Origin of the sequence: Qipengyuania sp. (genome assembly GCF_965277845.1) — a bacterium.
Classification (GTDB): Bacteria; Pseudomonadota; Alphaproteobacteria; order Sphingomonadales; family Sphingomonadaceae; genus Qipengyuania.
Genome location: NZ_OZ255844.1, coordinates 11251 through 33768, shown reverse-complemented (window position 1 = coordinate 33768; position 22518 = coordinate 11251). Strand labels below are relative to the sequence as shown.

The window sequence follows — 22518 nt, the reverse complement described above, 5'->3', positions numbered from 1 at the left end:
GCAAGCAGAGGGTGACACTCGACTGGTGACTCTCAGGCCACAATCCCTATGTAGGCGCCAATCGAATTGCAGGAGACATCGAACAATGGCCGACAAGCTGACCTTCACCCTCGACACCGGCGACGGCGACACCAAGGATGTGGTGATCAAGCTGCGTCCCGACCTCGCGCCTGGCCATGTCGAGCGGATCACCACGCTGGCAGGCGAAGGCTTCTACGACGGCGTGGTCTTCCACCGCGTGATCCCCGGCTTCATGGCGCAGGGCGGTGATCCGACCGGCACCGGCATGGGCGGCAGCGACAAGCCCGACCTCAAGGCCGAATTCAACAGCGAACCGCACACGCGCGGCACCTGCTCGATGGCCCGCACCCAGGTGCCCGACAGCGCCAACAGCCAGTTCTTCATCTGCTTCGACGATGCCGAATTCCTCGACGGCCAGTACACCGTCTGGGGCCAGGTCGAGAGCGGCATGGAACACATCGACGCGCTGCCCAAGGGCGAGCCGCCCGCAAACCCGGGCAAGATCGTGAAGGCGACTGTTTCCTGATGTCCTTCGATCCCGCCAACCTGATTGAGGATTGGCGGGAAAGCCCTTGGGCTGATTTCCCCACGGCCTGGGCGCTTACCACCGATGCGCCCCGCGCGGTGGCGACCCAGATCGCGGGTTTGGGATCTGACTATCGGGTTTGCGAAGGGGTTGCCGTCCATCGCAGTGCGACGGTCGAGGAGCGGGCGGTCCTCAAGGCTCCGTGCATGGTCGGGCCAGAATGCTTCGTTGCGCACAACGCCTATTTGCGCGGCGGAGTGTGGCTGGCGGATCGCGTGATCGTAGGCCCATCGTGCGAGGTCAAGACATGCTTCCTGTTCCCGGGCAGCAAGATTGCCCACCTCAGTTTTGTCGGTGACTCAGTGGTGGGCGGTTCGGTAAACATCGAGGCTGGCGCGATCGTCGCCAATTACCGAAACGAGAGCGCCAACAAGGCGGTGCGTATAGTGTTCGAGGGTGATACGGTGGAAACCCGCAGCGACAAGTTCGGTGCGCTTCTCGGGGATCGTGTGCGGGTCGGCGCAAATGCAGTGATCGCGCCCGGGGCCATAATCAAGCCCGACACAGTCTTGCCGCGCCTCTCGCTTCACGATCAGTCACCCGAGGCGAGCGGCGATGATTGAATTTCACCCGCCAATCGCCTAAAGCGCCCCCTCTCATGAAACCGACCACTTCCCCCAAGACCTACCGGGTCAAGAGCTTCGGCTGCCAGATGAACGTCTATGATGGCGAGCGCATGGCCGAGATGCTGGGCGAGCGCGGCATCGTGCCTGCGCCCGAGGGCGAGGATGCGGACCTCGTCGTGCTCAACACCTGCCACATCCGTGAGAAGGCGGCGGAGAAGGTCTATTCGGATATCGGCCGTATTTCCAAGGCGGGCACCGAGGCTGGCAAACAGCCGCTGATCGCGGTCGCTGGCTGTGTGGCTCAGGCCGAGGGCGAGGAGATCATGAAGCGCTCGCCTGCGGTCAGCATGGTCGTCGGCCCGCAGGCCTATCACCGCCTGCCCGAAATGCTCGACAAGGCGGTGAAGGGCGAGCGCGCGACCGATACCGACATGCCCGCAATCGCCAAGTTCGCCGCGCTGCCCGAGCGCCGCCGCACCGCTCCGGCGAGCTTCCTCACCGTGCAGGAAGGCTGCGACAAGTTCTGCACCTATTGCGTGGTGCCCTATACCCGCGGCGCGGAAATTTCGCGGCCTTACAGCGATTTGGTGACCGAAGCGAAGAATCTGGTCGATGCTGGCGCGAAGGAAATCACGCTGCTCGGCCAGAATGTCAGCGCGTGGAGCGGCGAGAACGACAAGGGCCACCCGGTCGGCCTCGCGGGCCTGATCCGCGACCTTGCCAAGGTCGATGGCCTCGCGCGCATTCGCTACACCACCAGCCACCCGGCCGACATGGACGACGATCTGATCGCCGCGCATGGCGAGATCGACAAGCTGATGCCCTTCCTCCACCTGCCGGTGCAGGCCGGCAGCGACCGGGTGCTTAAGGCCATGAACCGCAGCCACACGGCGGAAAGCTATCTGAGGCTGCTCGAAGCTTTTCGCGCCGCGCGGCCCGACCTTGCGCTGTCGGGCGATTTCATCGTCGGCTTCCCCGGCGAGACCGATGCCGAGTTCGAGGAGACGCTCGCGCTGGTCGACGAGGTCGGTTACGCACAGGCGTTCAGCTTCAAATATTCGCCGCGGCCCGGCACGCCCGCTGCGACGATGGACGGGCAGGTGCCGAAAGAGGTCATGGACGAGCGCCTCCAGCGCCTCCAGGCCGCGCTCAATCGCGACCAGCTAGCCTTCAACAAGAACACCGTCGGCCGTACCTGCGAAGTACTCGTCGAGCGCAAGGGCAAGCATCCGGGCCAATGGCTCGGCAAGTCGCCCTGGCTCCAAAGCGTGTGGTTCGAAGGCGGGGCGCAGATTGGCGATCTGGTGCAGGTCGACCTGGTCGAGGCCGGGCCCAATTCGCTCGCCGGCAAGCTGCGCGAGGCGGTGGCGGCCTAGCTCTTGCACGTCATCCCAGCGGAAGCCGGGATCGGTATCGGCCTAGCGCCATGCCTCGGGAGAGCCCAGCTTTCGCTGGAGTGACGGCAGGATGGCAACGTGTCTGCTGCGTGACTTTCCACCGCCATCACGCGGTGCCCAACTTGCGCGCCTCGCGTTGAAGCCTAAACTCCGACTCGCAAGCGAAAGGAGCATATGGCTCGCAAACCCGCACAGAAGGACGTGTCTGCCTTCACCCAGCCACCCTCACCGCAGCGCGAAGTGCGCCGCGCTCAGGTCGATATCAGTTTCGACAACCAGAGCCTGCTCGGCGCGCTTTTCGGACAGTTCGATGCCAATCTCGTCCAGGTCGAAAACCGCCTCGGCGTGTTCATCGCGGCGCGCGGGAACGAGCTGCATATCGAAGGACCGGAGGACAGCGTTGCCCGCGCGCGCGACGTGCTCAAGGCGATGTACGACAAGCTCGCCATCGGACAGGATCTCGACCAGGGCGCGATCGAGGCGCTGATTTCCATGTCGGACGAACCGACGCTCGACGGGATCGTCGATGCGGAGCCCAAGGGTCCGCCGATCATGATCCGGACGCGGCGCAAGACCATCGTGCCGCGCAGCGCGATGCAGGCGACCTACATGCGCTCGCTGGTGCGCGACGACATCATCTTCGCGCTGGGCCCGGCGGGCACGGGAAAAACCTATCTCGCGGTTGCGCAGGCGGTCAGCCAGCTGATCAATGGCAGCGTTCAGCGGCTGATCCTGTCGCGACCGGCGGTGGAAGCGGGCGAAAAGCTCGGCTTCCTGCCCGGCGACATGAAGGAGAAGGTCGATCCCTATTTGCGTCCGCTCTACGACGCGCTCTACGACTGCATGCCGCCCGAACAGGTCGAACGGCGGCTGGCGAGCGGGGAGATCGAAATCGCGCCGATCGCCTTCATGCGCGGACGCACCTTGGCCGATGCCTTCGTGATCCTCGACGAGGCGCAGAACACCACGCGCGAGCAGATGAAGATGTTCCTCACCCGCTTCGGCCAGAACAGCCGCATGGTGATCTGCGGCGATCCGCGGCAGGTCGACATCCCCGGCGGCGACGGGATGAGCGGTCTTGCCGATGCGGTCGGCAAGCTGGAAGGCGTCGAAGGCTTCGGCACGATTCGCTTCACCGCGGCCGACGTGGTCCGCCATCCGATCGTTGGGCGGATCGTGGAGGCCTACGAAGGGCCGAGCGCATGAACCCGCATTCCGCGTCACCCCCGCGAAGGCGGGGGTCCCGCTACTTGCTGGCGTGACTTTCGAGAAGGGCGGCTTCGTCTACATCATGACGGACCGCTATCGCGGCACGCTTTACATCGGAGTGACCGCGGACATAGCCGCAAGAACGGTTCAACATCGCGCAGGGAAGGGTGGGAGTTTCACCGCTCGCTACGATCTGGCACGGCTTGTCTATGTCGAACACCATGACGATATCGAGGATGCTATCGCTCGGGAAAAGGCGATGAAGAAATGGAACCGCGCCTGGAAGATCAGGCGGATAGAAGAACAAAATCCCGATTGGGATGACTTGTTCGAGACCTTGAACATGTGAAAGGGAGCGGGATCCCCGCCTGCGCGGGGATGACGAGGCATTGCCGTTTGGAACTGGATATCGACATCGAAGGCTGGCCGGAAGGCGACTGGGACGCGCTGGCCGAGCGAGCGCTCTCGGCGACTGCGCAGGTGGAACCTGCAATCGCCAACCCGCGCCTATCGACCTCGCTACTCTTCACTTCGGACGAGGAAGTCCACGCGCTCAATCGTGAGTGGCGCGGCAAGGACAAGTCCACCAACGTGCTGTCCTTCCCCATGCTCGAGCGGCAGGACCTGCTCGCTCTCGCACCGGACGGCCCGCCCGAGATGCTCGGCGATCTGGCGCTTGCCTGCGGGACCTGCGAGCGCGAAGCGGCGGAGAAGGGCATCGCGCTCGGGGATCACGCTACCCATCTGATCATCCACGGCCTGCTCCACCTCGCAGGCCACGATCATGTCGAGTCCGACGCCCAGGCCGAGGCGATGGAGGCGCTCGAAATCGCAGCGCTTGCAAAACTGGGTATCGCCGACCCATATGGGGACCGCAACTGATGGGAGTGCATTGTTAGGGCCATGCCCGATTCGTCATCACCCGCGGGAGACGCGGAGAGTAGCAGCGGGCTGATGCTCGCGATCCGGAAATTCTTCGACCCCGATTTCGGCGAACGCTCGCTGCGTGCGCAGCTGGAAGACGCCATCGACGAGCATGAGGGCGAGAACGGCGAGGAGGCGCCTGAGCACAGCGGCACCGGCGACCTCTCGCTGGTCGAGCGGCAGATGCTGCGCAACCTCCTGCATTTCTCCGAGCACGATGCCGACGACGTCGCGGTGCCGCGCGGCGAGATCATCGCGATGAATGCCAGTGCGAGCTGGGACGAGCTGGTCGAGACCTTCGCCGAGCACGGCCATTCGCGAATGCCCGTCTATCGCGAGCAGCTCGACGATGTGATCGGCATGATTCACATCAAGGACGTCTTTACGATCCTGGCGCGCGAACAGACCCCGCCCAAGGACTGGACCGTGTTGATGCGGCAGCCGCTTTATGTGCCACAAACGCGCAATGCGTTGGATGTGCTGGCCGACATGCGCGCGCAGCGCATGCATCTGGCGGTGGTGGTCGACGAGTTTTCGGGCACCGACGGTCTCATCACGATCGAGGACCTTGTCGAAGAGATCGTCGGCGAGATCGAGGACGAGCATGACGAGGCGCCAGAGGAATGGATCGTCGATATCGGCGAGGGGATGTGGGATTGCGATGCCCGCGCCGAGCTCGATGATGTCGCCGAACACGTCTCGCCTGCTCTGGCCGAGGTCGAGGAATCGGTCGACACTCTGGGCGGACTTGCCTTCGTTCTGGCCGAGCAGGTGCCCGAGGTCGGGCGTATGCTGGAGCACCCCAGCGGTTGGAAGATCGAAGTCACCGATGGCGACGAAACGCATGTGAAACGGCTGCGCCTTCATTCGCCCGAGGAAACTGTGACAGCTGCGTGACCGCAGTTGCAGTTTTTCGCACATACACCCTCGACAGGTGCGATACACGCTCATAGCGTGCAACTCTCATGGCAACCCGCAGACTTCCCCCCTTGCGCGCCCTCGAAGCGTTCGTGCGTACGGTGCGGCTTGGCTCTGCGCGTGCCGCGGCCGATGAACTCGGGCTGAGCCCTTCCGCGCTGTCGCGGCGGATCGGCAATCTCGAGGAATTCGTCGGCAAGAAGCTGTTCACCCGCGCGCGCCAGTCGATGCAATTGACCGACGATGGGCATGCCTTTTTCGAAGCGGTCAATCCGCAGCTCGAAGCGCTGGCGCGGGCGGTCGAAAGTCAGTCGGAAAATCTCTCGCTGCTGCGCCTGCACCTGGGTGTCCTGCCGCTGTTCGGGACGCAGCGCCTGTTCCCCCGCCTTGGCGAATTGCGCGAGCGGCATCCGCTGCTGCATATCGACATCGACACGGGGGCGCATCTCGAGGACCGCGTGGGCGATGTGCTCGATGCGGCGATCATTCTCTCGCGCGGCCCGTCGCGCGGGCTCCACGCCGTTCGGCTGGATTACAACAAGGTCCACGCGATCTGCAGCCGCGACCTCGCCGGAAAGCTCGGTTCGAAGCCGGACCCGGACCAGCTCGCGCGGCAGACCTTCCTGATCCACAACGAATTGCCCGAAAGCTTCACCGCCTGGCGCGCCGAAATCGGCATGGCGGATCTGGAACCGGCGGCGATCGACCATTTCGATTCGGGCCAGATCATGCTCGAGGCGGCGGCGCAGGGCCTGGGCATTGCGATCATGCATGACGATCACATGCGCCGCGCCGCGGACAATCGACTGGCCACCCTGTTCGATGTCGAGGTCGAGAGTCCATACAGCTACTGGTTCGTATGCAAACCGACAGCGCTCGAGGAACGTCCGGTGCGGTTGTTTCACGACTGGTTGGTGAACGCCGGGCTCTAGCTTGCTTCTGTATCGGCCGGCTTGGGCCGATAACGCACTGCGTCGACGACATGCTGGAAGTCGCGCAGCGGCTTGCCGAGATTGGCCACGAGCCGTTCCTCGATTTCTTCGCGCGCCTTGGCGGCAATGGCCTTGCGGCCGCGATATTCGACCGGGCTGAACGGCTCGAGATAGTGGAGAGTCAGCAGGAAAGTGCCCCTGCGCGCCATGATCCGCATAGCATTGTGAAGCCCGGTTTCCTCACCGACCCAACCGATTTCCTCGGAGTTTTCGCCGTAATCGAGCACCACCGGCTGGACCATCACTCCCGGTGGTGGCGGGTCGAGAACCGAGATCATGCTCGACTTGAACGGCAACAACGAATGTCCGTCGGTTACGGTGCCTTCGGGAAAGACCGTGACGGACCAATTGTCGGCGAGCGCTTCCTTGAGAGCGTTGATCTGTTCGGCGACCCCGAGGCGATTCTCCCGTTTGACGAAAACGGTCCGGTTCAGGCGGCACAGCCAGCCGATCACCGGGACTTCGGAGAGCTCCTGCTTGGCCACGAAAGCGGTCCCGCTGGCGCCTGCCATACTGAGAATGTCGACCCAGCTGATGTGGTTGGCGATGAAAAAGACGTCGCGCCTCAAGGGTGTGCCGACGACCTTCACCCGCGCCCCCACGATCCGCGCGGTATAGCGCAGGAACAGCATGGGGAAGGGCGATCCGTAGGCGAAAACCCGGTAGAGGTAGTGCAGCGGAACACAGACAATGAGCAGCAGCAGTATCGCAAGCGTCCGGAGCACAAACCGGATCCAGCCGGCGGGGCTGAGCGGCACCGTCTCGCCGCGCGCGGCGGCCAGCCGCCGTGCCGTGTATTTCGCGAGCCTGCGCTCAGTCTTCGCGGTCGAGGCGGACGCCATAAAGTTCCAGACGGTGATCGACGAGGCGATAGCCGAGCTTGGCGGCGATCTGCTTTTGCAGCGCTTCGATTTCAGGATCGACGAACTCGACCACCTTGCCCGTCTCGACATCGATCAGATGATCGTGATGCGCTTCGGGCGCCGCTTCGTAGCGTGCGCGCCCATCGCCGAAGTCGTGCCGGTCGAGGATGCCGGCCTCTTCGAACAGACGCACGGTGCGGTAGACCGTGGCGATGGAAATACCCGAGTCGATCTTGTTCGCGCGTTCGTGCAGCAGCTCGACATCGGGATGATCGTCGCTTTCCGACAACACGCGAGCGATCACGCGACGCTGCTCGGTAATTCGCAGACCCTTGTCGGCGCACAATTGTTCGAGGTCGATCTTCTGGTGCAATTTCGCTTCCTAATGAAAAACGCCCCGTAGCCTTACCGGCCCGGGGCGTCTTCCTCAAGGCGAACCGAAGGGCTTTAGGCAGCCTTCTTGTTGCGTCCCCGCTTTTGACCGGGCTTGCGGCCCAGGCCGATCTTGACCGCGAGCTCGCGCCGCTTCTCGGCATAGCTCGGTGCAACCATCGGGTAATCGGCCGGAAGGTTCCACCGCGCGCGATACTCGTCAGGAGTCATGTCATAGGCGGTCTTGAGATGACGCTTGAGCATTTTCATCTTTTTACCGTCTTCGAGGCAGACGATGTAATCTTTTTTCACCGACGAACGGATGGGGACTGCCGGCTCGGGGACCTCTTCTTCGGCTTCATCGCTGCCGAGACCCGAAAGCGCGGTATAGACGTTGCTAATCAAGGTCGGGACGTCCGCAACATCAACGTTATTGTTGCTCACATGAGCCGCGACGATGTCCGAGGTAAGGGTAATCAGCGTCTCGGTCATGTCGGATTCCAAATTTTCCATTACTTGCCCTTTTGAGTTGAGGGAGATCACTCGCGATGCGACCCGCTCTACGGCTCATTGTATAAAATCGACAAGAAATTGCAACATTTGTTGATTAGAGCTATTTTTGACGCATTCCTACAACTCGCGTGCAAAGGTAATTGCATCCAGTTGAGTGCCGTCCAGCGTGCGATAATAGGCGCTGCGACGACCGATCGGCGCGAAACCGCAGGCGCGGTAGAGATGCTGCGCCGGATTGTTTGCCCGCATTTCTAGAAAGATGCGCTCGGCCCCCGCTCCGCGCGCCAGCGTCGCGAAAATCTCGATCAGCGTGCGACCGAGGCCCCTTCCACGCGCTTCGGGTCGCACGCCGATGAGAAGTAGTTCTTCTTCGCCCGGGGCTCGTCTTGCGAGCACAAATCCTGCGGCAGTATTCTCGCCCGAAATTCTGTGGCCATTCTCATCGACGAGAATGGCGTAGGTATGCGGCATGGCCAGCGAATTGGCGACCTGCTGGCGGGTCCAGGCTTCGCGCCAATGCGGGTCGAACGCGGCCTCCATCACGGCCATAACCTGGTCGAGCTCGCTCATCGGCCCGGCAGTTTCGCATCCGGTGGGCGACCGTAGAGCGGGGTGAGGCTTTCGCTCAGACTATCGGGCTGTAGATTCAGGACGTAGCGCGCTTCGGGCAGGCGGATGGCGCTGGGTGCAACGCGTTTTCGCGTCGCCAATTCCTCCGCCTTCGACCCGGCCAATACTCCGGGCAGCTCGCGCGCGCTGGCAAGCTCGGGGGCGAGCGAGGCCACATCGTCCATCGGCCGCCCGTCGCTGCCGAAATCCTGTACGAACCATTCGCCATGGCCCCCGGTCATGCAGACCGTGACCGGCACCGCGTCATCGCCGCGTGCCATCGCGGCCACCAGCGCAAGCGTGGGATAGCCGCGGACCTGAGCCCGCCAGGCAATGCCCAACGCGCGCGCCACGGCCAGGCCGATGCGCACGCCGGTAAAGCTGCCCGGCCCGAGCGAGACGCGAATCTCTTCCGCGCGGCCCTTGTCCGGAAGTTCGGCAATCATCGGAACCAGCCGCTCGGCATGGCCGCGGCCGAGAATTTCATGACGCGAGTCGAGCAGCGCGCCATCCTCGAACAGCGCTACCGAACAAGCCTCGGTTGCAGTTTCAATCGCCAGCATCCGCATGAGGGCGCACTGCCCCAGCGGAGGCGAGGCTGCAAGTCAGGCGATACGGTTGAATGTGTCGAAGTCGGGGCGCGGGCTGCGATCGAAGATGCTCTTGGGATCGCCATGGCCGATCGCACAGATGAAGTTGCTCCTGTGCTTCGGATCGTCGCCGAAGAAGGCCTTGTCGACCGCCGCATTGTCGAAGCCCGACATCGGCCCGCAATCGAGCCCCAGCGCGCGGGCGGCGATCATCAGATAGGCGCCTTGCAGCGAGGAGTTGCGAAAAGCGCCCTCCTTGCGACCCTCTTCGTCGCCCTCGAACCAGCTTTTCGCATCGGTGTGGGGAAACAGCCAGGGCAGTTCCTCGTGGAAGTCGATATCGTAGCCGATGATCGCGGTGACCGGCGCAGTCAGGATCTTGTCCCGGTTGCCCTCCATCGCGCAGTCGGCGAGCTGCTGCTTGGCTTCGTCCGATTTCACCCAGACGATCCGCGCGGGCTGCATATTGGCCGAGGTCGGCGCCATCTTTAGCAATTCGTAGATCGCGTGGATCTGCTCGTCGCTTACCGGCTTGTCGAGCCAGCCATTGTAGCTGCGCGCTTCGCGGAAGATGATGTCGAGGGCGTCGGCGGAAAGCGTATCGGCCAAAATCGTGTCCTTCGGTTTGCGGGGAGAAGTCAGGCTGCGCGGACTTCAACGACCTCGGGCACGTAATGTTTCAATAGACCCTCGATACCGTGTTTGAGCGTGGCGGTGGAGGAAGGGCAGCCCGAACAGGCACCCTGCATCTGCAGGTGAACCACACCGTCGCGATAGCCGCGATACTGGATGTCGCCGCCGTCGCCGGCAACCGCCGGGCGCACGCGCGTTTCGAGCAGTTCGTTGATCTGCGCGATGATATCGGAATCCTCGTCCCGCTCTTCGACCATCATGCTCTCGTCCTCGGACGGGACAGCGATGCCGCCAGCAGTACCCGGCGCGAACAGCGGAGCCTGCGACACGAAATGGTCGAGCAGGATTGCCAGGACCTGGGGCTTGAGGTCAGTCCAGCCGACCCCGGGCGCCGCCGTAACGGAGACGAAATCGGAACCGAAGAAGACGTTCACGACCTCGCCCGTGTCGAAGATCGCCTGCGCCAGCGGGCTCGCCTCGGCAGCTTCGGGAGTGGCGAATTCGCGGGTACCCTGACCCATGACTTGCTGGCCGGGCAAGAATTTGAGGCTTGCCGGATTGGGCGTGGTTTCGGTCTCGATGAACATAGGACGGATGTAGGTGCCGCAAGCCCGCGGGGCAAGGAAGTAACGCTTGGGGCGGGAACATTCACCTAGCCTTCACGCATTGCCCGCCTATATGCCCTGCATGACCCAATTCACGCGTGCCATCAGGCGTCTCGCGCTCGTCCTTCCCGCTGCGCTGCTCGCTCCGCAGCCCCTGCTCGCGCAGGAGCCCGCAGCACCGACGCCCGAGTATCTTACACCGGCCGATGGCACGCCATGGATATACGAAGGCAGCGACGTCCCGCGCGACGAGGAATGGACCTTCGGCGAATTGCCCAACGGTCTGCGCTATGCCGTGCGCAGAAACGCCGTCCCGCCCGACCAGGTTTCGGTGCGCGTGCGGATCGATGCGGGATCGCTGCACGAGGAGGAATCCGAGCTGGGCTATGCCCATCTGCTCGAACACCTGCTGTTTCGCGAGAGCAAGTATCTCGGCCCGGCCGAGGCCATTCCGACCTGGCAGCGGCTGGGCGCGACCTTCGGCAGCGACACCAATGCCGAGACCAGCCCGACGCATACGGTCTACAAGCTGGACCTGCCCAATGTCGACGAGGCCAAGCTCGCCGAGAGCATGAAACTGCTGTCGGGCATGGTGCGCAGCCCGGTGCTGAGCGATGAAAACATCCGGGCCGAGGTGCCGATCGTATTGGCTGAAAAGCGCGAGCGCGCAGGCCCCTCGGAACGTGCGGGCAATGCCAGCCGCGGCGTGCTGTTCGCCGGGCAAAGGCTCGCCACGCGCACACCCATCGGCACCGAGGCCACGCTGAGCGCCGCCACGGGGGCGAGCGTCAGCGCCTTCTACAACCGCTGGTACCGCCCGGAAAACGCGGTGGTCGTGGCGGCGGGCGACATGGACCCGATGCAGCTGGCCGCGGAGATCGAGAAATGGTTCGGCGACTGGCAGGGCGAGGGCGCGCATGTCCCGGCGCCCGATTTCGGCGACCCGATTGCGCCCGCAGGAGCAAATCCGGAAAATCCGGTCGGCGAAACGGGGGTCATCGTCGAACCCGACCTGCCACGCTCCTTCTCCTATGCGATAATGCGTCCATGGCGTCCGGTGCTCGACACGGTAGCCTATAACGAGGGCCTGCTGCGCGATGCGCTGGCGCAGGCGCTGATCAACCGTCGGCTAGAGGCGCGCGCGCGGGCGGGCGGCAGCTATCTCTATGCCCAGGTCGCGCAGGACGATGTCAGCCGGTCGGCGGATATGACCTTCGTCACCTTCGCCCCGCTGACCCCCGACTGGAAAGCCGCGCTCGACGACATTCGCGGCGTGATTGCGGACGCGCTGGCGACGCCGCCCTCGCAGGAAGAGATCGATCGCGAGCTCGCCGAATTCGAGATCGTCTTCCAGAGCCAGGTCGAACAGCGCCGCGTGCTGCCCGGTCCGCGCCTGGCAGACGATATCGTCAATGCGGTCGACATCCGCGAGGCGGTCGCCGCGCCCGAAACCGTGCTGATGGTCTTCAATTCGATGAAGGAAACGCTCACGCCCGAACGCGTGCTCGACCACACCCGCGCGCTGTTTTCGGGCGATGTGATCCGTGCCGCCTATGTCACCCCGGCGACGGGCGAGGCGAGCGAGCAGGCGATCCGCAACGCACTGCTGGAAACGGCCGATGCCGATGCGGATGCGCGGCTCGCGGCGCAATCGGTTTCCTTCGACGAGTTGCCGCCTCTCGGCGAGCCCGGGCAGATCACTGCGCAGGGGCCGATAGGCGTGCTCGATATCGAACAGGTCGAATTCGCCAATGGCGTGAAGGCAATCCTGTGGGCCAACGATGCCGAGCCGGGCCGCGTGGCCGTAAAGGTGCGCTTCGGTGCAGGCTATCGCGCCATCGATCCCGAAGACGCGGTTCATGCCAATCTCGGCTATGCTGCGCTGATCGGTGCCGGAATCGGCGAACTGGGCCAGGAGGAACTCGACCTTCTCTCGACCGGACGCAAATTCGGCTTCGACTTCGAAACCGGCGATGGGGCCTTTACCTTCTATGCCCAGACGCGCGAGGCCGATCTCGACGAACAGCTCTATCTCTTTGCCGCCAAGCTGGCGATGCCGGGCTGGGATCCCAATCCCGTTGTCCGCGCCAAGGCGGCAGGCAAGCTCGCCTATGAAAGCTATTCCGCGAATCCCGGCGGCATCCTGCAGCGCGATCTCGAATATCTTCTGCGCGACAGCGACCCGCGCTTCCGCACGCCGACTCCCGAGATGTTCGACGCGGCGACCCCGGAAGATTTCCGCGAGGTCTGGGAACCGCTCTTGAAACAGGGGCCGGTCGAAGTGCTGGTCTTCGGCGAATTCGACAAGGCGGCAACGATCGAGACGCTGCGCGAGACCTTCGGCGCCCTGCCCCCGCGCGAGGCGCCTTCGGCCGAGGTCTTGAACCGCCCAGTCGATTTCCCCGAGGCCGGCGAGACGGTGGTGCGTCATCATCGCGGCGATGCCAACCAGGCCGCCGCCGTGGTCGCCTGGCCGAGCGGGGCGGGGGTCGAGAACCTGCGCGAATCGCGCCGGCTCGACGTGCTCGCCTCGCTGTTCAACAACAGGCTGATGGACGCGATGCGCGAGCATGCCGGCGCGAGCTATTCGCCGGTTGTACGCTCCGACTGGCCGAGCGACGTGAACAGCGGCGGACGGATCGCCGCGCTCGCGCAATTGCGCCCCGAGGACGTGCCCGTGTTCTTCGCCGAAGCGGAGCGCATCGCCAAGGACCTGGCCAGCGCTCCGGTAACCGAAGACGAATACAATCGCGTGGTCGAACCGCTGCGCCAATATGTCAGCCGCGCGTCGACCGGGAACCTGTTCTGGCTCTACCAGCTCGAGGGTGCGTCCGTGGACGATCGCCGGATTGCGCTGCTGCGCTACCTGCTGGCCGATTACACGCAGACCCCACCGGCCGAATTGCAGGCGCTGGCGCAGAAATACCTCGGCTCGCGCGAGGGGTGGAAGCTGGCGGTGATTCCGCAGGGCCAGGACCTGGCGACGTCGGCAAGTGCCGGTGCGGCCGTTTCCGGGCGCTGAGCCGGACACTGCAATCGGCTTTTTAAGCTGGCCAAGCAAATGCTGCTTGCGACATGATGCGCGCTCGTCTGCTACAGGTGGGCAATCAGGCGCCAATTCCGGCGCCGCAGACGGAAGAGACAATGGCGACGAATTGGGCACCCGATAGCTGGCAGGGATTCGAGGCGAGGCATTTGCCGACCTATCCCGACGCAGCCGCTCTCGAGGCTGCCACCACTTCGCTCGAAACGCACCCCCCGCTGGTCTTTGCGGGCGAGGCGCGCGCGCTGAAGGCGGACCTCGCCGATGTGGCGGAGGGGCGGGCCTTCCTGTTGCAGGGCGGTGACTGCGCCGAAAGCTTCGCCGAGTTCCATCCGAACAACATCCGCGATACATTCCGCGTGCTGCTGCAGATGGCGGTCGTCATGACCTTTGCCAGCAAGAAGCCGGTGGTGAAGGTCGGGCGCATGGCGGGCCAGTTCGCCAAGCCGCGTAGCTCGGATACCGAAACGCAGGGCGACATCACGCTGCCGAGCTATTTCGGCGACAATATCAATGGCATCGAGTTCGAAGAGGCCGCCCGCACCAACGATCCGCAGCGCATGGTGCGCGCCTATTCGCAGGCCGCCGCCACGTTGAACCTGCTGCGCGCCTTCGCGACCGGGGGCTATGCCAATCTGCGCCAGGTCCACCAGTGGACGCTCGACTTCATGGGGCGCAGCCCCTGGGCGGACAAGTTCACCGACATTGCCGACCGCATCGGCGAAGCGCTCGACTTCATGGAGGCCTGCGGGGTCGATCCGCAGGTGCTCCCGCAATTGCAGCGCGCGAGCTTCTATACCAGCCACGAGGCGCTGTTGCTGCCCTATGAGCAGGCGCTGACCCGGCGCGACAGTCTGACCGGCGAGTGGTACGATACCAGCGCGCATATGGTGTGGATCGGCGACCGCACCCGCTTCGAGGGCAGCGCGCATATCGAATTCGCGCGCGGGATCGGCAATCCGCTGGGCATGAAATGCGGGCCGAGCCTGGAAACCGATGCGCTGCTGAAACTGCTCGACGCTCTCAACCCCGCGCGCGAGCCGGGCCGGATCGTGCTGATCAGCCGCTTCGGCCACGACAAGGTGGAAGAGGGCCTGCCGCGCCTGGTGCGCGCGGTGAAGGCCGAAGGGCATCCGGTCGTGTGGAGCTGCGACCCGATGCACGGCAATGTCGTGAAATCGGAAAGCGGCTACAAGACGCGGCCCTTCGACCGAATCCTGACCGAGGTGAAAGGGTTTTTCGCAGTGCATCGCGCCGAAGGCACCCATCCGGGCGGCATCCATGTCGAGATGACCGGGCAGGATGTGACCGAATGCGTGGGCGGCGCGGTGGCGATCACCGACGATGCGCTGGGCGATCGCTATCACACACATTGCGACCCGCGCCTCAATGCGGCCCAATCGCTCGAACTGGCTTTCCTCATCGCCGAAATGCTCAACGAGGAGAATAGCGTGCGACAGGCCGACGCGGCCTGACGCGAGCCCCTATCGTCCGCAGGATCGCGCCCTTTGGCGGCACCTGCGGACGATCTCCGGATTGTTGCGGGATCGCGCCATTCACTTGTTCGCAGACGGTTTTTTCCCTGCGCTCTTTAAACGGTCATGGAATTGCGCCATGGTAAGAGGTGGTTGCCAAGTTCCTGCGACTGCCACGAAGGGGGGATAGCGATGTCCCGAGCCCAGCCTCGATCACGGCCCGCGCTCGGCGAAGCGCTGGCGGCCCGGTACGCATCGGTCCGCAGCCTGAGCAACAGCCTGGCGGACCCTCTCAGTGACGCCGATGCGACCATCCAGTCGATGGAGGACGCGAGCCCCGCCAAATGGCACCTCGCGCACACAACCTGGTTCTGGGAAACGTTCCTGCTGCGCGACAAGCACGGCGATTATGAGCTGTTCGACGAGGACTGGCCCTTCGTTTTCAACTCCTATTACGAGACCGAAGGTGAGCGGATCGCGCGTTTTTCGCGCGGGATGCTGTCGCGTCCGACGCTCGAGGAAATTCTCGCATGGCGTGCGCATGTCGACGCGGCAATGGCGCCGCTGTTCGAGCGCGAGGAATGCGTACCGCTGATCGAGCTCGGCCTCGCCCACGAGCAGCAGCATCAGGAATTGTTGCTCACCGATATCAAGCACGCGCTGTTCCAGAACCCGCTGGACGCGGGGATGTGGGATGCTCGGAGTTCCCGCGAAAGCGGGAATCTCAGGCTGCAAGAGCGGAACAAGGCCGACCGTGGTTCCCGCCTGCATGGGGAGCCGGATTGGCACATGCACCCGGGAGGAATCGCGCGGATCGGCCATCAGGGAGAGGGCTTCGCCTTCGACAACGAAGGTCCTGCGCACCGCGTGTTGCTCGAACCCTTCGCGCTTGCCTCCCGGCTCGTCACCAATCGCGAATGGGACGCCTTCATTGCCGATGGCGGCTATGAGACGGCGACCTTGTGGCTGTCCGACGGTTGGGCCTGGGTGTGCGAGAACGGTATCGCGGCGCCGCTCTATTGGCGCGAGGGCGAGCATTTCACGCATTGCGGCTGGCAGGAACGCGATCCCGACGCGCCGGTCACGCATATCTCCTATTTCGAGGCCGATGCCTTCGCTAGCTGGGCGGGCAACCGCCTGCCGACCGAATTCGAATGGGAGGCCATAGCCCGGGGCCAGGAAGGGGAGATGCAGGCACATGACCCGCAGGGCGGAAACCAGCTCGACGATGCGACACCGCCACTCCCCGTCGGCGGCGAGGGATTGTTCGGTGATTGCTGGCAGTTCACCCGCTCGGCCTACTTGCCCTATCCCCGGTTCCAGCCAGCCGCAGGCGCGGTGGGCGAATACAATGGCAAATTCATGAGCGGCCAATTCGTACTCAAGGGCGCCAGTTGCGCCACCGTGCGCGGCCACTCGCGGCCCAGCTACCGCAACTTCTTCTACCCACACCAGCGCTGGCAATTCACCGGACTGCGGCTGGCAAAGGACATCTGATGAAATCCGATACCGGAATAGCCCTCGTCGACCTGGACGAGGATGGGGTCGACCGCGCTTTTCGCGCCGACGTGCTCAAGGGGCTGCGTCAAAGGCCGAAAGCGATCCCGGCACGCTGGTTCTACGACGAGGAAGGCTCGCGCCTGTTCGAGCAAATCACCCAAGTCGAAGAGTACTACCCGACCCGTGCCGAAAGGGAGATCCTCGAGGCGCGCGGTGCGCAATTCGCCGAACTGATCGGGCCGGGCAGGGCGGTGGTCGAATTCGGATCGGGCAGCTCGGTGAAGACGCCGCTGCTGCTCGAGTCGATCGATCCGGCGGCCTATGTCCCGCTGGACATCTCCGGCGATTTCCTGCGTGAGAGCGCCGCTGCGCTGGCAGAGAAGTTCCCCGGCCTGCCGGTCCACCCGGTCGAAGCCGATTTCATGCGCCGTGTCGCGCTTCCCGACGACGTCGTGCCGCTCAAGAAGCTCGGTTTCTTTCCCGGCTCGACCATCGGCAACATGGTTCCGCGCACCGCGGTAGACTTGCTGCGCTCGATGCGCGCCACGCTGGGCGCGGAAGAGGGTGAGAGCCCGATGCTGCTGATCGGCATGGATCTGGTGAAGGATCGCGAGGTGCTCGAGGCCGCCTATGACGACGGCGAGGGCGTGACGGCAGCGTTCAACCTCAACCTTCTCACCCGCATCAATCGCGAACTGGATGGCACGATCTCCGTCGAGGCACTCGCGCATGAAGCGGTGTGGAACGACAAGCTCGGCCGGATCGAAATGCACCTCAGGGCCACACGCGACATCGATTTCGAGGTTTCGGGCGAGCGCTTCTCGATGGCCGAGGGCGAGACCATCCACACCGAGAACAGCCACAAGTTCACGCGCCGGGGTGCCTATACGCTGCTGTTGGCCGGCGGCTGGACCCCGGTGGAGCGCTGGCTCGATGCACAAGAACGCTTCTCGGTCATCCTCGCTCGCGCCACAGAGCAACGCGAGGCGCCCTGACCGAGGTCCATATTCATGGACGCGTCACCGGCGCGTTCCTATATGCAGTCAATGGACCTCGAACCCGTCTTCAGCGCCGCAGCCGATACGCTACGGGCCATCCCCCGCTCCGAACTGCTTATCGCGGCGATGGCGGCGATGGTACTGGGCTGGATCGGTGCGGTCGTCGCCAGGCGCTCGGCCCTCGGTGGTCTGCTGCGCGTGGCAAGTTCGCTGGCGCTTGGCCTGATCCTGCTCACGGTCGTCCTGCAGCTTTCGCGCTTCGATCCGCGATTCGATGTTGCGGTGCCGCAGATCGGCTTGCCCGAACAGGTGGTCGCGGGTGGGGAAACGCGCATTCCGCTCTCGGCCGACGGGCATTTCTGGGTTCGCGCCGAGATCAACGGCGAACCGGGCAATTTCATGATCGACACCGGCGCGACACTTACCGCGATCTCGGCACCGCTCGCCGAACGCGCCGGGCTTGAACCGCGCAGGGGTGGCATTCCGATCATGCTCGGGACCGCCAACGGGACGGTGCAGGCCCATGTCGCGACCGTCGACAGCCTCACTTTCGGAAACGTCAGCGCCAGCGGAACCGACGCCGCGATTGCCGAAAGTTTCGGTGATTTCAACGTCATCGGGATGAATGTGCTCGCCCGGCTCGGCTCCTGGCGGGTAGAGGACAACACGTTGATCCTCGTCCCCCGCGCCGAGGATACGATTTCATGAAATCCATCGTTGGACCGTGCGGCGCAAGCCGCTAGGTCCGTTCGCGATGGACGGTAAGAGAACGCTCCCGCCCCCGCCGCCGCTTGGCGACCTGTTCGCCGGCAGGCCGGCGGCGCTGTTCCTCGATTTCGACGGAACGCTGGTTGAGATCGCGCCGCGTCCGGGAGACATTCATGTGCCCGACCACCTTCTCGCGGCACTCCATGCCCTGCGCGACCGGTTGCATGGCAGGCTGGCGCTGGTCAGCGGGCGGGCACTCGACGATCTGCATATGCATCTCGGCGAGCTGGCGATCTGCCGTGCGGGATCGCATGGCGCCTCGCGTTTCCTTGCCGACGGCACGCGATTGGGCGAGGAGCCGCGCGGCCTGTCCGACGCCTCGATTGCGGAGCTCAGGAGCTATGCCGAGCAAAACGGCCTGTTCTACGAAACAAAGGCACATGGCGGCGCGCTGCATTTTCGCGGTCAGCCGGAAAAGCGCGAAGCAACGCTCGCCTACGCGCAGGAGTTCGCCGCCTCGCGCGAATTGTGCGTGACCAGCGGCAAGGGAGTGGCCGAACTGGTGCGCCCCGGCGCGACCAAGGCCGCGGCGGTGGAGGCGTTCATGCAGACGGCCCCCTTCGTGGGTGCGGCGCCGGTCTTCGTGGGCGACGACGTAACCGACGAGGATGGCTTTGCCGGCGCCGAACGGCACGGAGGTTTCGGTATCGCTGTCGGTGAGAGACCCAGCGAGCGGGCACGATACCGGCTCGACAATGTTGCTGCAGTGCACCATTGGTTGGAGTTATGATGCAGGCGGATCTCGAGCTTTCCCCCATAGGCAATTGCCAGGTCAGCGCCCTTGTCGACCGCGAGGGCGGTTTCGTGTGGGGCTGCGTCCCGCGGGTCGACGGCGACCCGGTTTTCTGCTCGCTGCTCAATCACGATGTGCGCGATCGGGGGATCTGGCGTTTCGAGCTCGATGGGCAGGTCGACGCAAGCCAGCATTACGAGCGCAACACAGCGATCCTGGTCACACGTCTCGAAAGCGAGGATGGCAGCGCGGTCGAGATTCACGATTTCGCCCCGCGTTTCGAACGCTCGGGGCGCATGTACCGCCCCGTCGCCTATGCGCGCATCGTGCGCCCCGTCGCAGGTGCGCCGCGCATGCGAGTGGTCCTCACGCCGATGAAGGAATACGGCGCGAAACTCGCCACCACCACCAACGGTACCAACCATATCCGGTATCTGATCGGCCCGCAGGCGCTGCGACTGTCGACCGATGCTCCGATCGGCTACGTGCTCGAAGGCCGCAGCTATCGCGTGGAAAGCGATCAGCATTTCTTTCTCGGGCCAGACGAGCCTTTCGTCGGCAATATCCGCAGCGAAGTGCGGCGGATGGAGGCGATGACCGCGCGTTATTGGCAGCACTGGGTACGCGGCCTGCATATCCCGCTGGAATGGCAGGAAGAGACGATCCGTGCCGCGATCGCCTTGAAGCTGTGCCAGCACGAGGAGACCGGCGCGATCGTCGCCGCGCTCACGACTTCCATTCCCGAGGCGGCCAACAGCGAGCGCAATTGGGATTATCGCTACTGCTGGATCCGCGACAGCTACTATACGGTTCAGGCGCTCAACCGCCTGGGCGCGCTCGATGTGCTCGAGAAGTACCTCGCCTATCTGCGCAATATCGTCGACCAGGCGCGCGGTGGCCAGATCCAGCCACTCTATTCGGTGATGGGCGCGGACCATCTGTACGAATTCGAGGCCCAGCATCTCGCAGGCTATCGCGGCATGGGGCCGGTGCGCGTGGGCAATGCCGCCTACAAGCAGGTACAATACGACTGCTACGGCCAGATCGTCATGCCGACCGCGCAGGCCTTCTTCGACACGCGCCTGCTGCGCATGGCCGACGAGCGCGATTTCGCGCATCTGGAAGAGGTCGGCGAAGCGGCCTGGGCCAAGCATGACAAACCCGATGCGGGATTGTGGGAGTTTCGTACCCGCCAGGAGGTGCACACCTATTCGGCGGTCATGTGCTGGGCCGCCTGCGACCGGCTGGCCAATGTCGCGGCGCGGCTCGGCAAGGACGAGCGGGTGGCATTGTGGAAGCAGCGTGCCGAAGCGATCCGCGAAAAGATCGACGCGGAAGCCTGGAGCGAGGAGGGTGGCCATTACGGCGCGAGCTTCGAAAGCGATTATCTCGACGCCAGCCTGCTGCAGATGGTCGAATTGCGCTATCTCAAGCCCGACGACGAGCGGTTCCTCAAGACCTTCGCTGCCATCGAGCGCGACCTGCGCCGCGGCGACCACATGCTGCGCTATGCGGCGGAGGACGATTTCGGCGCGCCCGAGACCGCCTTCAACGTGTGCACCTTCTGGCTGATCGAAGCGCTCGCGCTGGTCGGCAGGCGCGATGAAGCGCGCGAGATCTTCGAGGCCATGCTCAGTCATACGACGCATTCGGGCCTGCTCAGCGAAGACCTCGATTACGAAACCGGCGAGTTGTGGGGGAACTTCCCGCAGACCTATTCGCTGGTTGGTATAATCAATTGTGCAGGCCTTCTGAGCAAACCCTGGAGCGAAGTCCGCTGACTTCCGATCCCCGCCTTGTCGTCATTTCCAACCGCGTCGCGGTACCCAAGGCGCGTGGTGCGGCAGGCGCGCAAGGCGGCCTCGCCGGCGCGCTCCATGCCGCGCTAAAATCGCGCAAGGGCCTGTGGTTCGGCTGGTCGGGGCAGGAAAGCGAAAGTGGGCGCACCGGTCATATCGACACGCAGACGAACGATGGCGTGACCACGGCCACCATCGACCTGTCGCAGCGCGACATCGACGAATATTACAATGGCTATGCCAATTCGACGCTGTGGCCGCTGTTCCACTATCGCCTCGACCTCGCCGAATACGAGCGCGAGACGGGCAAGGGGTACGAGCGGGTCAACGAGCGTTTTGCCGACCAGTCCGCGCCGCTGATCGAACCCGACGATGTGGTCTGGGTGCATGATTATCACCTGATCCCGCTGGGCGAGCGGCTGCGTTCCCGTGGCCTCAAGAACCGCATCGGCTTCTTCCTGCACATTCCCTGGCCGCCGACCCGACTGTTCGTCTCGCTGCCCTATCACGAGCGGTTGGTACGCACGCTGCTCTATTACGATGTGGTCGGGTTCCAGACCGAGGAATGGCTCGCGAGCTTCCTGCACTACTGCGAGAACGAGCTTGGGGCCCAAGTCGACAAGGCAAGCGGCGCAGTCAGCTTCGAGGGGCGCACGACCATCGCGCGTGCCTATCCGATCGGTATCGACTGGGATCACTTTTCGAATCTGGGCGACACCGGCGAGGCGCGCCAGGCGGAGCAGCGGTTGCTCAGCTCGACCCGGCGCCGCACGGCGATGATCGGCGTCGATCGGCTGGACTATTCGAAGGGCATCCCCGAACGGATCGACGGGATCGGGCGGTTCTTCGACAGCAACCCGGAGGGTATCAATGACCTGGTCTTCATCCAGATCGCTCCGCCCAGCCGCGAGGATGTCGACAGCTATCAGGCGATCCGCGCGGAGCTCGAGCAGAAATGCGGCCAGATCAACGGCGCGCGGAGCGAAGTCGACCTGGTGCCGATCCGCTACGTCAATCGCGGCTACAGCCATGCCGAGCTGTTCGGCTTTTTCCGGGCCGCCAAGATCGGACTCGTGACTCCATTGCGCGACGGGATGAACCTCGTCGCGAAGGAATATGTCGCGGCGCAGGATCCCGAGGATCCCGGTGTCCTGATCCTTTCGCGCTTCGCCGGGGCCGCGGCGCAAATGCCCGACGCGGTGCTGGTCAACCCGCACAGCCCCGACGACATCGCGCATGCCATCCGCACCGCGCTCGACATGCCGCTCGACGAACGCAAGGCGCGTTACGAAAAGATGATCGGGACTGTGCGCGACGACAATGTGCAGGACTGGACGGCGAGCTTTCTGCGCGATTTGGTCGAGGGCTGATCCGCCGCGCGCGATTGCGCATGAGTTGTTGGGC

General features: G+C 64.1%; 23 protein-coding genes. 16 read left to right on the top strand and 7 right to left on the bottom strand.

Features of this window, described 5'->3' with window-relative positions; translation table 11 throughout:
• Window positions 1-85: 85 nt before the first annotated feature.
• The 8 genes from ACQY4G_RS00185 to ACQY4G_RS00150 all read left to right on the top strand — a co-directional run bounded on the left by ACQY4G_RS00185 (window position 86) and on the right by ACQY4G_RS00150 (window position 6553).
• Window positions 86-547, top strand: coding sequence for a peptidylprolyl isomerase (locus tag ACQY4G_RS00185; RefSeq protein WP_421992161.1), 462 nt, complete (start codon window positions 86-88; stop codon window positions 545-547).
• Window positions 547-1170, top strand: a complete 624-nt coding sequence (locus ACQY4G_RS00180) for a transferase (protein ID WP_421992159.1) — start codon at window positions 547-549, stop codon at window positions 1168-1170. The genes ACQY4G_RS00185 and ACQY4G_RS00180 overlap by 1 nt, the downstream gene beginning before the upstream one ends.
• A 35-nt stretch (window positions 1171-1205) precedes the next feature.
• On the top strand, window positions 1206-2549 hold the full coding sequence (gene miaB, locus ACQY4G_RS00175) for a tRNA (N6-isopentenyl adenosine(37)-C2)-methylthiotransferase MiaB (protein WP_421992157.1): 1344 nt from the start codon (window positions 1206-1208) through the stop codon (window positions 2547-2549).
• A 195-nt stretch (window positions 2550-2744) separates the two neighbouring features.
• Window positions 2745-3776 (top strand): PhoH family protein, encoded by a 1032-nt coding sequence (locus tag ACQY4G_RS00170; RefSeq protein ID WP_421992155.1) that lies wholly within the window; start codon window positions 2745-2747, stop codon window positions 3774-3776.
• An 85-nt stretch (window positions 3777-3861) separates the two neighbouring features.
• Window positions 3862-4128, top strand: a complete 267-nt coding sequence (locus ACQY4G_RS00165; RefSeq protein WP_067691615.1) for a GIY-YIG nuclease family protein — start codon at window positions 3862-3864, stop codon at window positions 4126-4128.
• A gap of 47 nt (window positions 4129-4175) precedes the next feature.
• A complete protein-coding gene (ybeY, locus tag ACQY4G_RS00160; protein WP_421992153.1) occupies window positions 4176-4661 on the top strand; it encodes an rRNA maturation RNase YbeY in 486 nt (161 codons plus the stop codon).
• A 72-nt stretch (window positions 4662-4733) separates the two neighbouring features.
• Entirely contained in the window at window positions 4734-5600 is an 867-nt protein-coding gene (locus ACQY4G_RS00155) for a hemolysin family protein (protein ID WP_291175817.1), read from the top strand.
• Between the two features lie 68 nt (window positions 5601-5668).
• Window positions 5669-6553 carry a LysR substrate-binding domain-containing protein gene (locus tag ACQY4G_RS00150; RefSeq protein ID WP_083508200.1) on the top strand — a complete coding sequence of 295 codons (885 nt, stop codon included), beginning with the start codon at window positions 5669-5671 and terminating at the stop codon, window positions 6551-6553.
• Here ACQY4G_RS00150 and ACQY4G_RS00145 read toward each other — a convergent pair.
• The 7 genes from ACQY4G_RS00145 to ACQY4G_RS00115 form a co-directional block, all read right to left on the bottom strand.
• Window positions 6550-7455 carry a lysophospholipid acyltransferase family protein gene (locus ACQY4G_RS00145; RefSeq protein ID WP_421992151.1) on the bottom strand — a complete coding sequence of 302 codons (906 nt, stop codon included), beginning with the start codon at window positions 7453-7455 and terminating at the stop codon, window positions 6550-6552. The genes ACQY4G_RS00150 and ACQY4G_RS00145 overlap by 4 nt on opposite strands.
• A complete protein-coding gene (locus ACQY4G_RS00140; protein WP_067691114.1) occupies window positions 7427-7849 on the bottom strand; it encodes a Fur family transcriptional regulator in 423 nt (140 codons plus the stop codon). The genes ACQY4G_RS00145 and ACQY4G_RS00140 overlap by 29 nt, the downstream gene beginning before the upstream one ends.
• A 74-nt stretch (window positions 7850-7923) precedes the next feature.
• On the bottom strand, window positions 7924-8361 hold the full coding sequence (locus ACQY4G_RS00135) for a MucR family transcriptional regulator (protein ID WP_067691113.1): 438 nt from the start codon (window positions 8359-8361) through the stop codon (window positions 7924-7926).
• Window positions 8362-8478: 117 nt separating this feature from the next.
• Entirely contained in the window at window positions 8479-8931 is a 453-nt protein-coding gene (locus ACQY4G_RS00130; RefSeq protein ID WP_291170302.1) for a GNAT family N-acetyltransferase, read from the bottom strand.
• Window positions 8928-9539: a tRNA (adenosine(37)-N6)-threonylcarbamoyltransferase complex dimerization subunit type 1 TsaB gene (gene tsaB, locus ACQY4G_RS00125; protein WP_421992149.1), complete on the bottom strand. Its 612-nt coding sequence runs from the start codon at window positions 9537-9539 to the stop codon at window positions 8928-8930. The genes ACQY4G_RS00130 and tsaB overlap by 4 nt, the downstream gene beginning before the upstream one ends.
• 36 nt (window positions 9540-9575) lie before the next feature.
• Window positions 9576-10169, bottom strand: a complete 594-nt coding sequence (locus ACQY4G_RS00120; protein ID WP_067691110.1) for a malonic semialdehyde reductase — start codon at window positions 10167-10169, stop codon at window positions 9576-9578.
• A 29-nt stretch (window positions 10170-10198) separates the two neighbouring features.
• Window positions 10199-10780 (bottom strand): NifU family protein, encoded by a 582-nt coding sequence (locus ACQY4G_RS00115; RefSeq protein WP_291175829.1) that lies wholly within the window; start codon window positions 10778-10780, stop codon window positions 10199-10201.
• A gap of 100 nt (window positions 10781-10880) precedes the next feature.
• Between ACQY4G_RS00115 and ACQY4G_RS00110 the strand changes: the two genes are divergently transcribed.
• From ACQY4G_RS00110 to ACQY4G_RS00075, 8 genes are all read left to right on the top strand, one after another.
• Window positions 10881-13820 (top strand): M16 family metallopeptidase, encoded by a 2940-nt coding sequence (locus ACQY4G_RS00110; RefSeq protein ID WP_421992147.1) that lies wholly within the window; start codon window positions 10881-10883, stop codon window positions 13818-13820.
• A 122-nt stretch (window positions 13821-13942) separates the two neighbouring features.
• Window positions 13943-15316: a class II 3-deoxy-7-phosphoheptulonate synthase gene (locus tag ACQY4G_RS00105; RefSeq protein WP_291175835.1), complete on the top strand. Its 1374-nt coding sequence runs from the start codon at window positions 13943-13945 to the stop codon at window positions 15314-15316.
• Window positions 15317-15508: 192 nt separating this feature from the next.
• Complete coding sequence (gene egtB / locus ACQY4G_RS00100; protein WP_421992145.1) at window positions 15509-16813, top strand: ergothioneine biosynthesis protein EgtB; 1305 nt, start codon at window positions 15509-15511, stop codon at window positions 16811-16813.
• Entirely contained in the window at window positions 16813-17811 is a 999-nt protein-coding gene (gene egtD, locus ACQY4G_RS00095) for an L-histidine N(alpha)-methyltransferase (protein WP_421992143.1), read from the top strand. Before egtB ends, egtD begins: the two co-directional genes overlap by 1 nt.
• A gap of 51 nt (window positions 17812-17862) precedes the next feature.
• Window positions 17863-18522 (top strand): retropepsin-like aspartic protease family protein, encoded by a 660-nt coding sequence (locus ACQY4G_RS00090; RefSeq protein WP_067691103.1) that lies wholly within the window; start codon window positions 17863-17865, stop codon window positions 18520-18522.
• Between the two features lie 46 nt (window positions 18523-18568).
• On the top strand, window positions 18569-19312 hold the full coding sequence (gene otsB / locus ACQY4G_RS00085) for a trehalose-phosphatase (RefSeq protein ID WP_083508215.1): 744 nt from the start codon (window positions 18569-18571) through the stop codon (window positions 19310-19312).
• Entirely contained in the window at window positions 19309-21096 is a 1788-nt protein-coding gene (locus ACQY4G_RS00080) for a glycoside hydrolase family 15 protein (protein WP_421992141.1), read from the top strand. The genes otsB and ACQY4G_RS00080 overlap by 4 nt, the downstream gene beginning before the upstream one ends.
• Window positions 21054-22484, top strand: coding sequence for an alpha,alpha-trehalose-phosphate synthase (UDP-forming) (locus tag ACQY4G_RS00075; RefSeq protein ID WP_421992139.1), 1431 nt, complete (start codon window positions 21054-21056; stop codon window positions 22482-22484). Before ACQY4G_RS00080 ends, ACQY4G_RS00075 begins: the two co-directional genes overlap by 43 nt.
• Window positions 22485-22518 lie beyond the last annotated feature (34 nt).

Coding starts and splice junctions, on each gene's coding strand:
- ACQY4G_RS00185 (WP_421992161.1), top strand. CDS start 86: ATGGCCGACAAGCTGACCTTCACCCTCGACACCGGCGACGGCGACACC.
- ACQY4G_RS00180 (WP_421992159.1), top strand. CDS start 547: ATGTCCTTCGATCCCGCCAACCTGATTGAGGATTGGCGGGAAAGCCCT.
- miaB (WP_421992157.1), top strand. CDS start 1,206: ATGAAACCGACCACTTCCCCCAAGACCTACCGGGTCAAGAGCTTCGGC.
- ACQY4G_RS00170 (WP_421992155.1), top strand. CDS start 2,745: ATGGCTCGCAAACCCGCACAGAAGGACGTGTCTGCCTTCACCCAGCCA.
- ACQY4G_RS00165 (WP_067691615.1), top strand. CDS start 3,862: ATGACGGACCGCTATCGCGGCACGCTTTACATCGGAGTGACCGCGGAC.
- ACQY4G_RS00155 (WP_291175817.1), top strand. CDS start 4,734: ATGCTCGCGATCCGGAAATTCTTCGACCCCGATTTCGGCGAACGCTCG.
- ACQY4G_RS00150 (WP_083508200.1), top strand. CDS start 5,669: ATGGCAACCCGCAGACTTCCCCCCTTGCGCGCCCTCGAAGCGTTCGTG.
- ACQY4G_RS00145 (WP_421992151.1), bottom strand. CDS start 7,455: ATGGCGTCCGCCTCGACCGCGAAGACTGAGCGCAGGCTCGCGAAATAC.
- ACQY4G_RS00135 (WP_067691113.1), bottom strand. CDS start 8,361: ATGGAAAATTTGGAATCCGACATGACCGAGACGCTGATTACCCTTACC.
- ACQY4G_RS00130 (WP_291170302.1), bottom strand. CDS start 8,931: ATGAGCGAGCTCGACCAGGTTATGGCCGTGATGGAGGCCGCGTTCGAC.
- tsaB (WP_421992149.1), bottom strand. CDS start 9,539: ATGCGGATGCTGGCGATTGAAACTGCAACCGAGGCTTGTTCGGTAGCG.
- ACQY4G_RS00115 (WP_291175829.1), bottom strand. CDS start 10,780: ATGTTCATCGAGACCGAAACCACGCCCAATCCGGCAAGCCTCAAATTC.
- ACQY4G_RS00110 (WP_421992147.1), top strand. CDS start 10,881: ATGACCCAATTCACGCGTGCCATCAGGCGTCTCGCGCTCGTCCTTCCC.
- ACQY4G_RS00105 (WP_291175835.1), top strand. CDS start 13,943: ATGGCGACGAATTGGGCACCCGATAGCTGGCAGGGATTCGAGGCGAGG.
- egtB (WP_421992145.1), top strand. CDS start 15,509: ATGTCCCGAGCCCAGCCTCGATCACGGCCCGCGCTCGGCGAAGCGCTG.
- egtD (WP_421992143.1), top strand. CDS start 16,813: ATGAAATCCGATACCGGAATAGCCCTCGTCGACCTGGACGAGGATGGG.
- ACQY4G_RS00090 (WP_067691103.1), top strand. CDS start 17,863: ATGGACCTCGAACCCGTCTTCAGCGCCGCAGCCGATACGCTACGGGCC.
- otsB (WP_083508215.1), top strand. CDS start 18,569: ATGGACGGTAAGAGAACGCTCCCGCCCCCGCCGCCGCTTGGCGACCTG.
- ACQY4G_RS00080 (WP_421992141.1), top strand. CDS start 19,309: ATGATGCAGGCGGATCTCGAGCTTTCCCCCATAGGCAATTGCCAGGTC.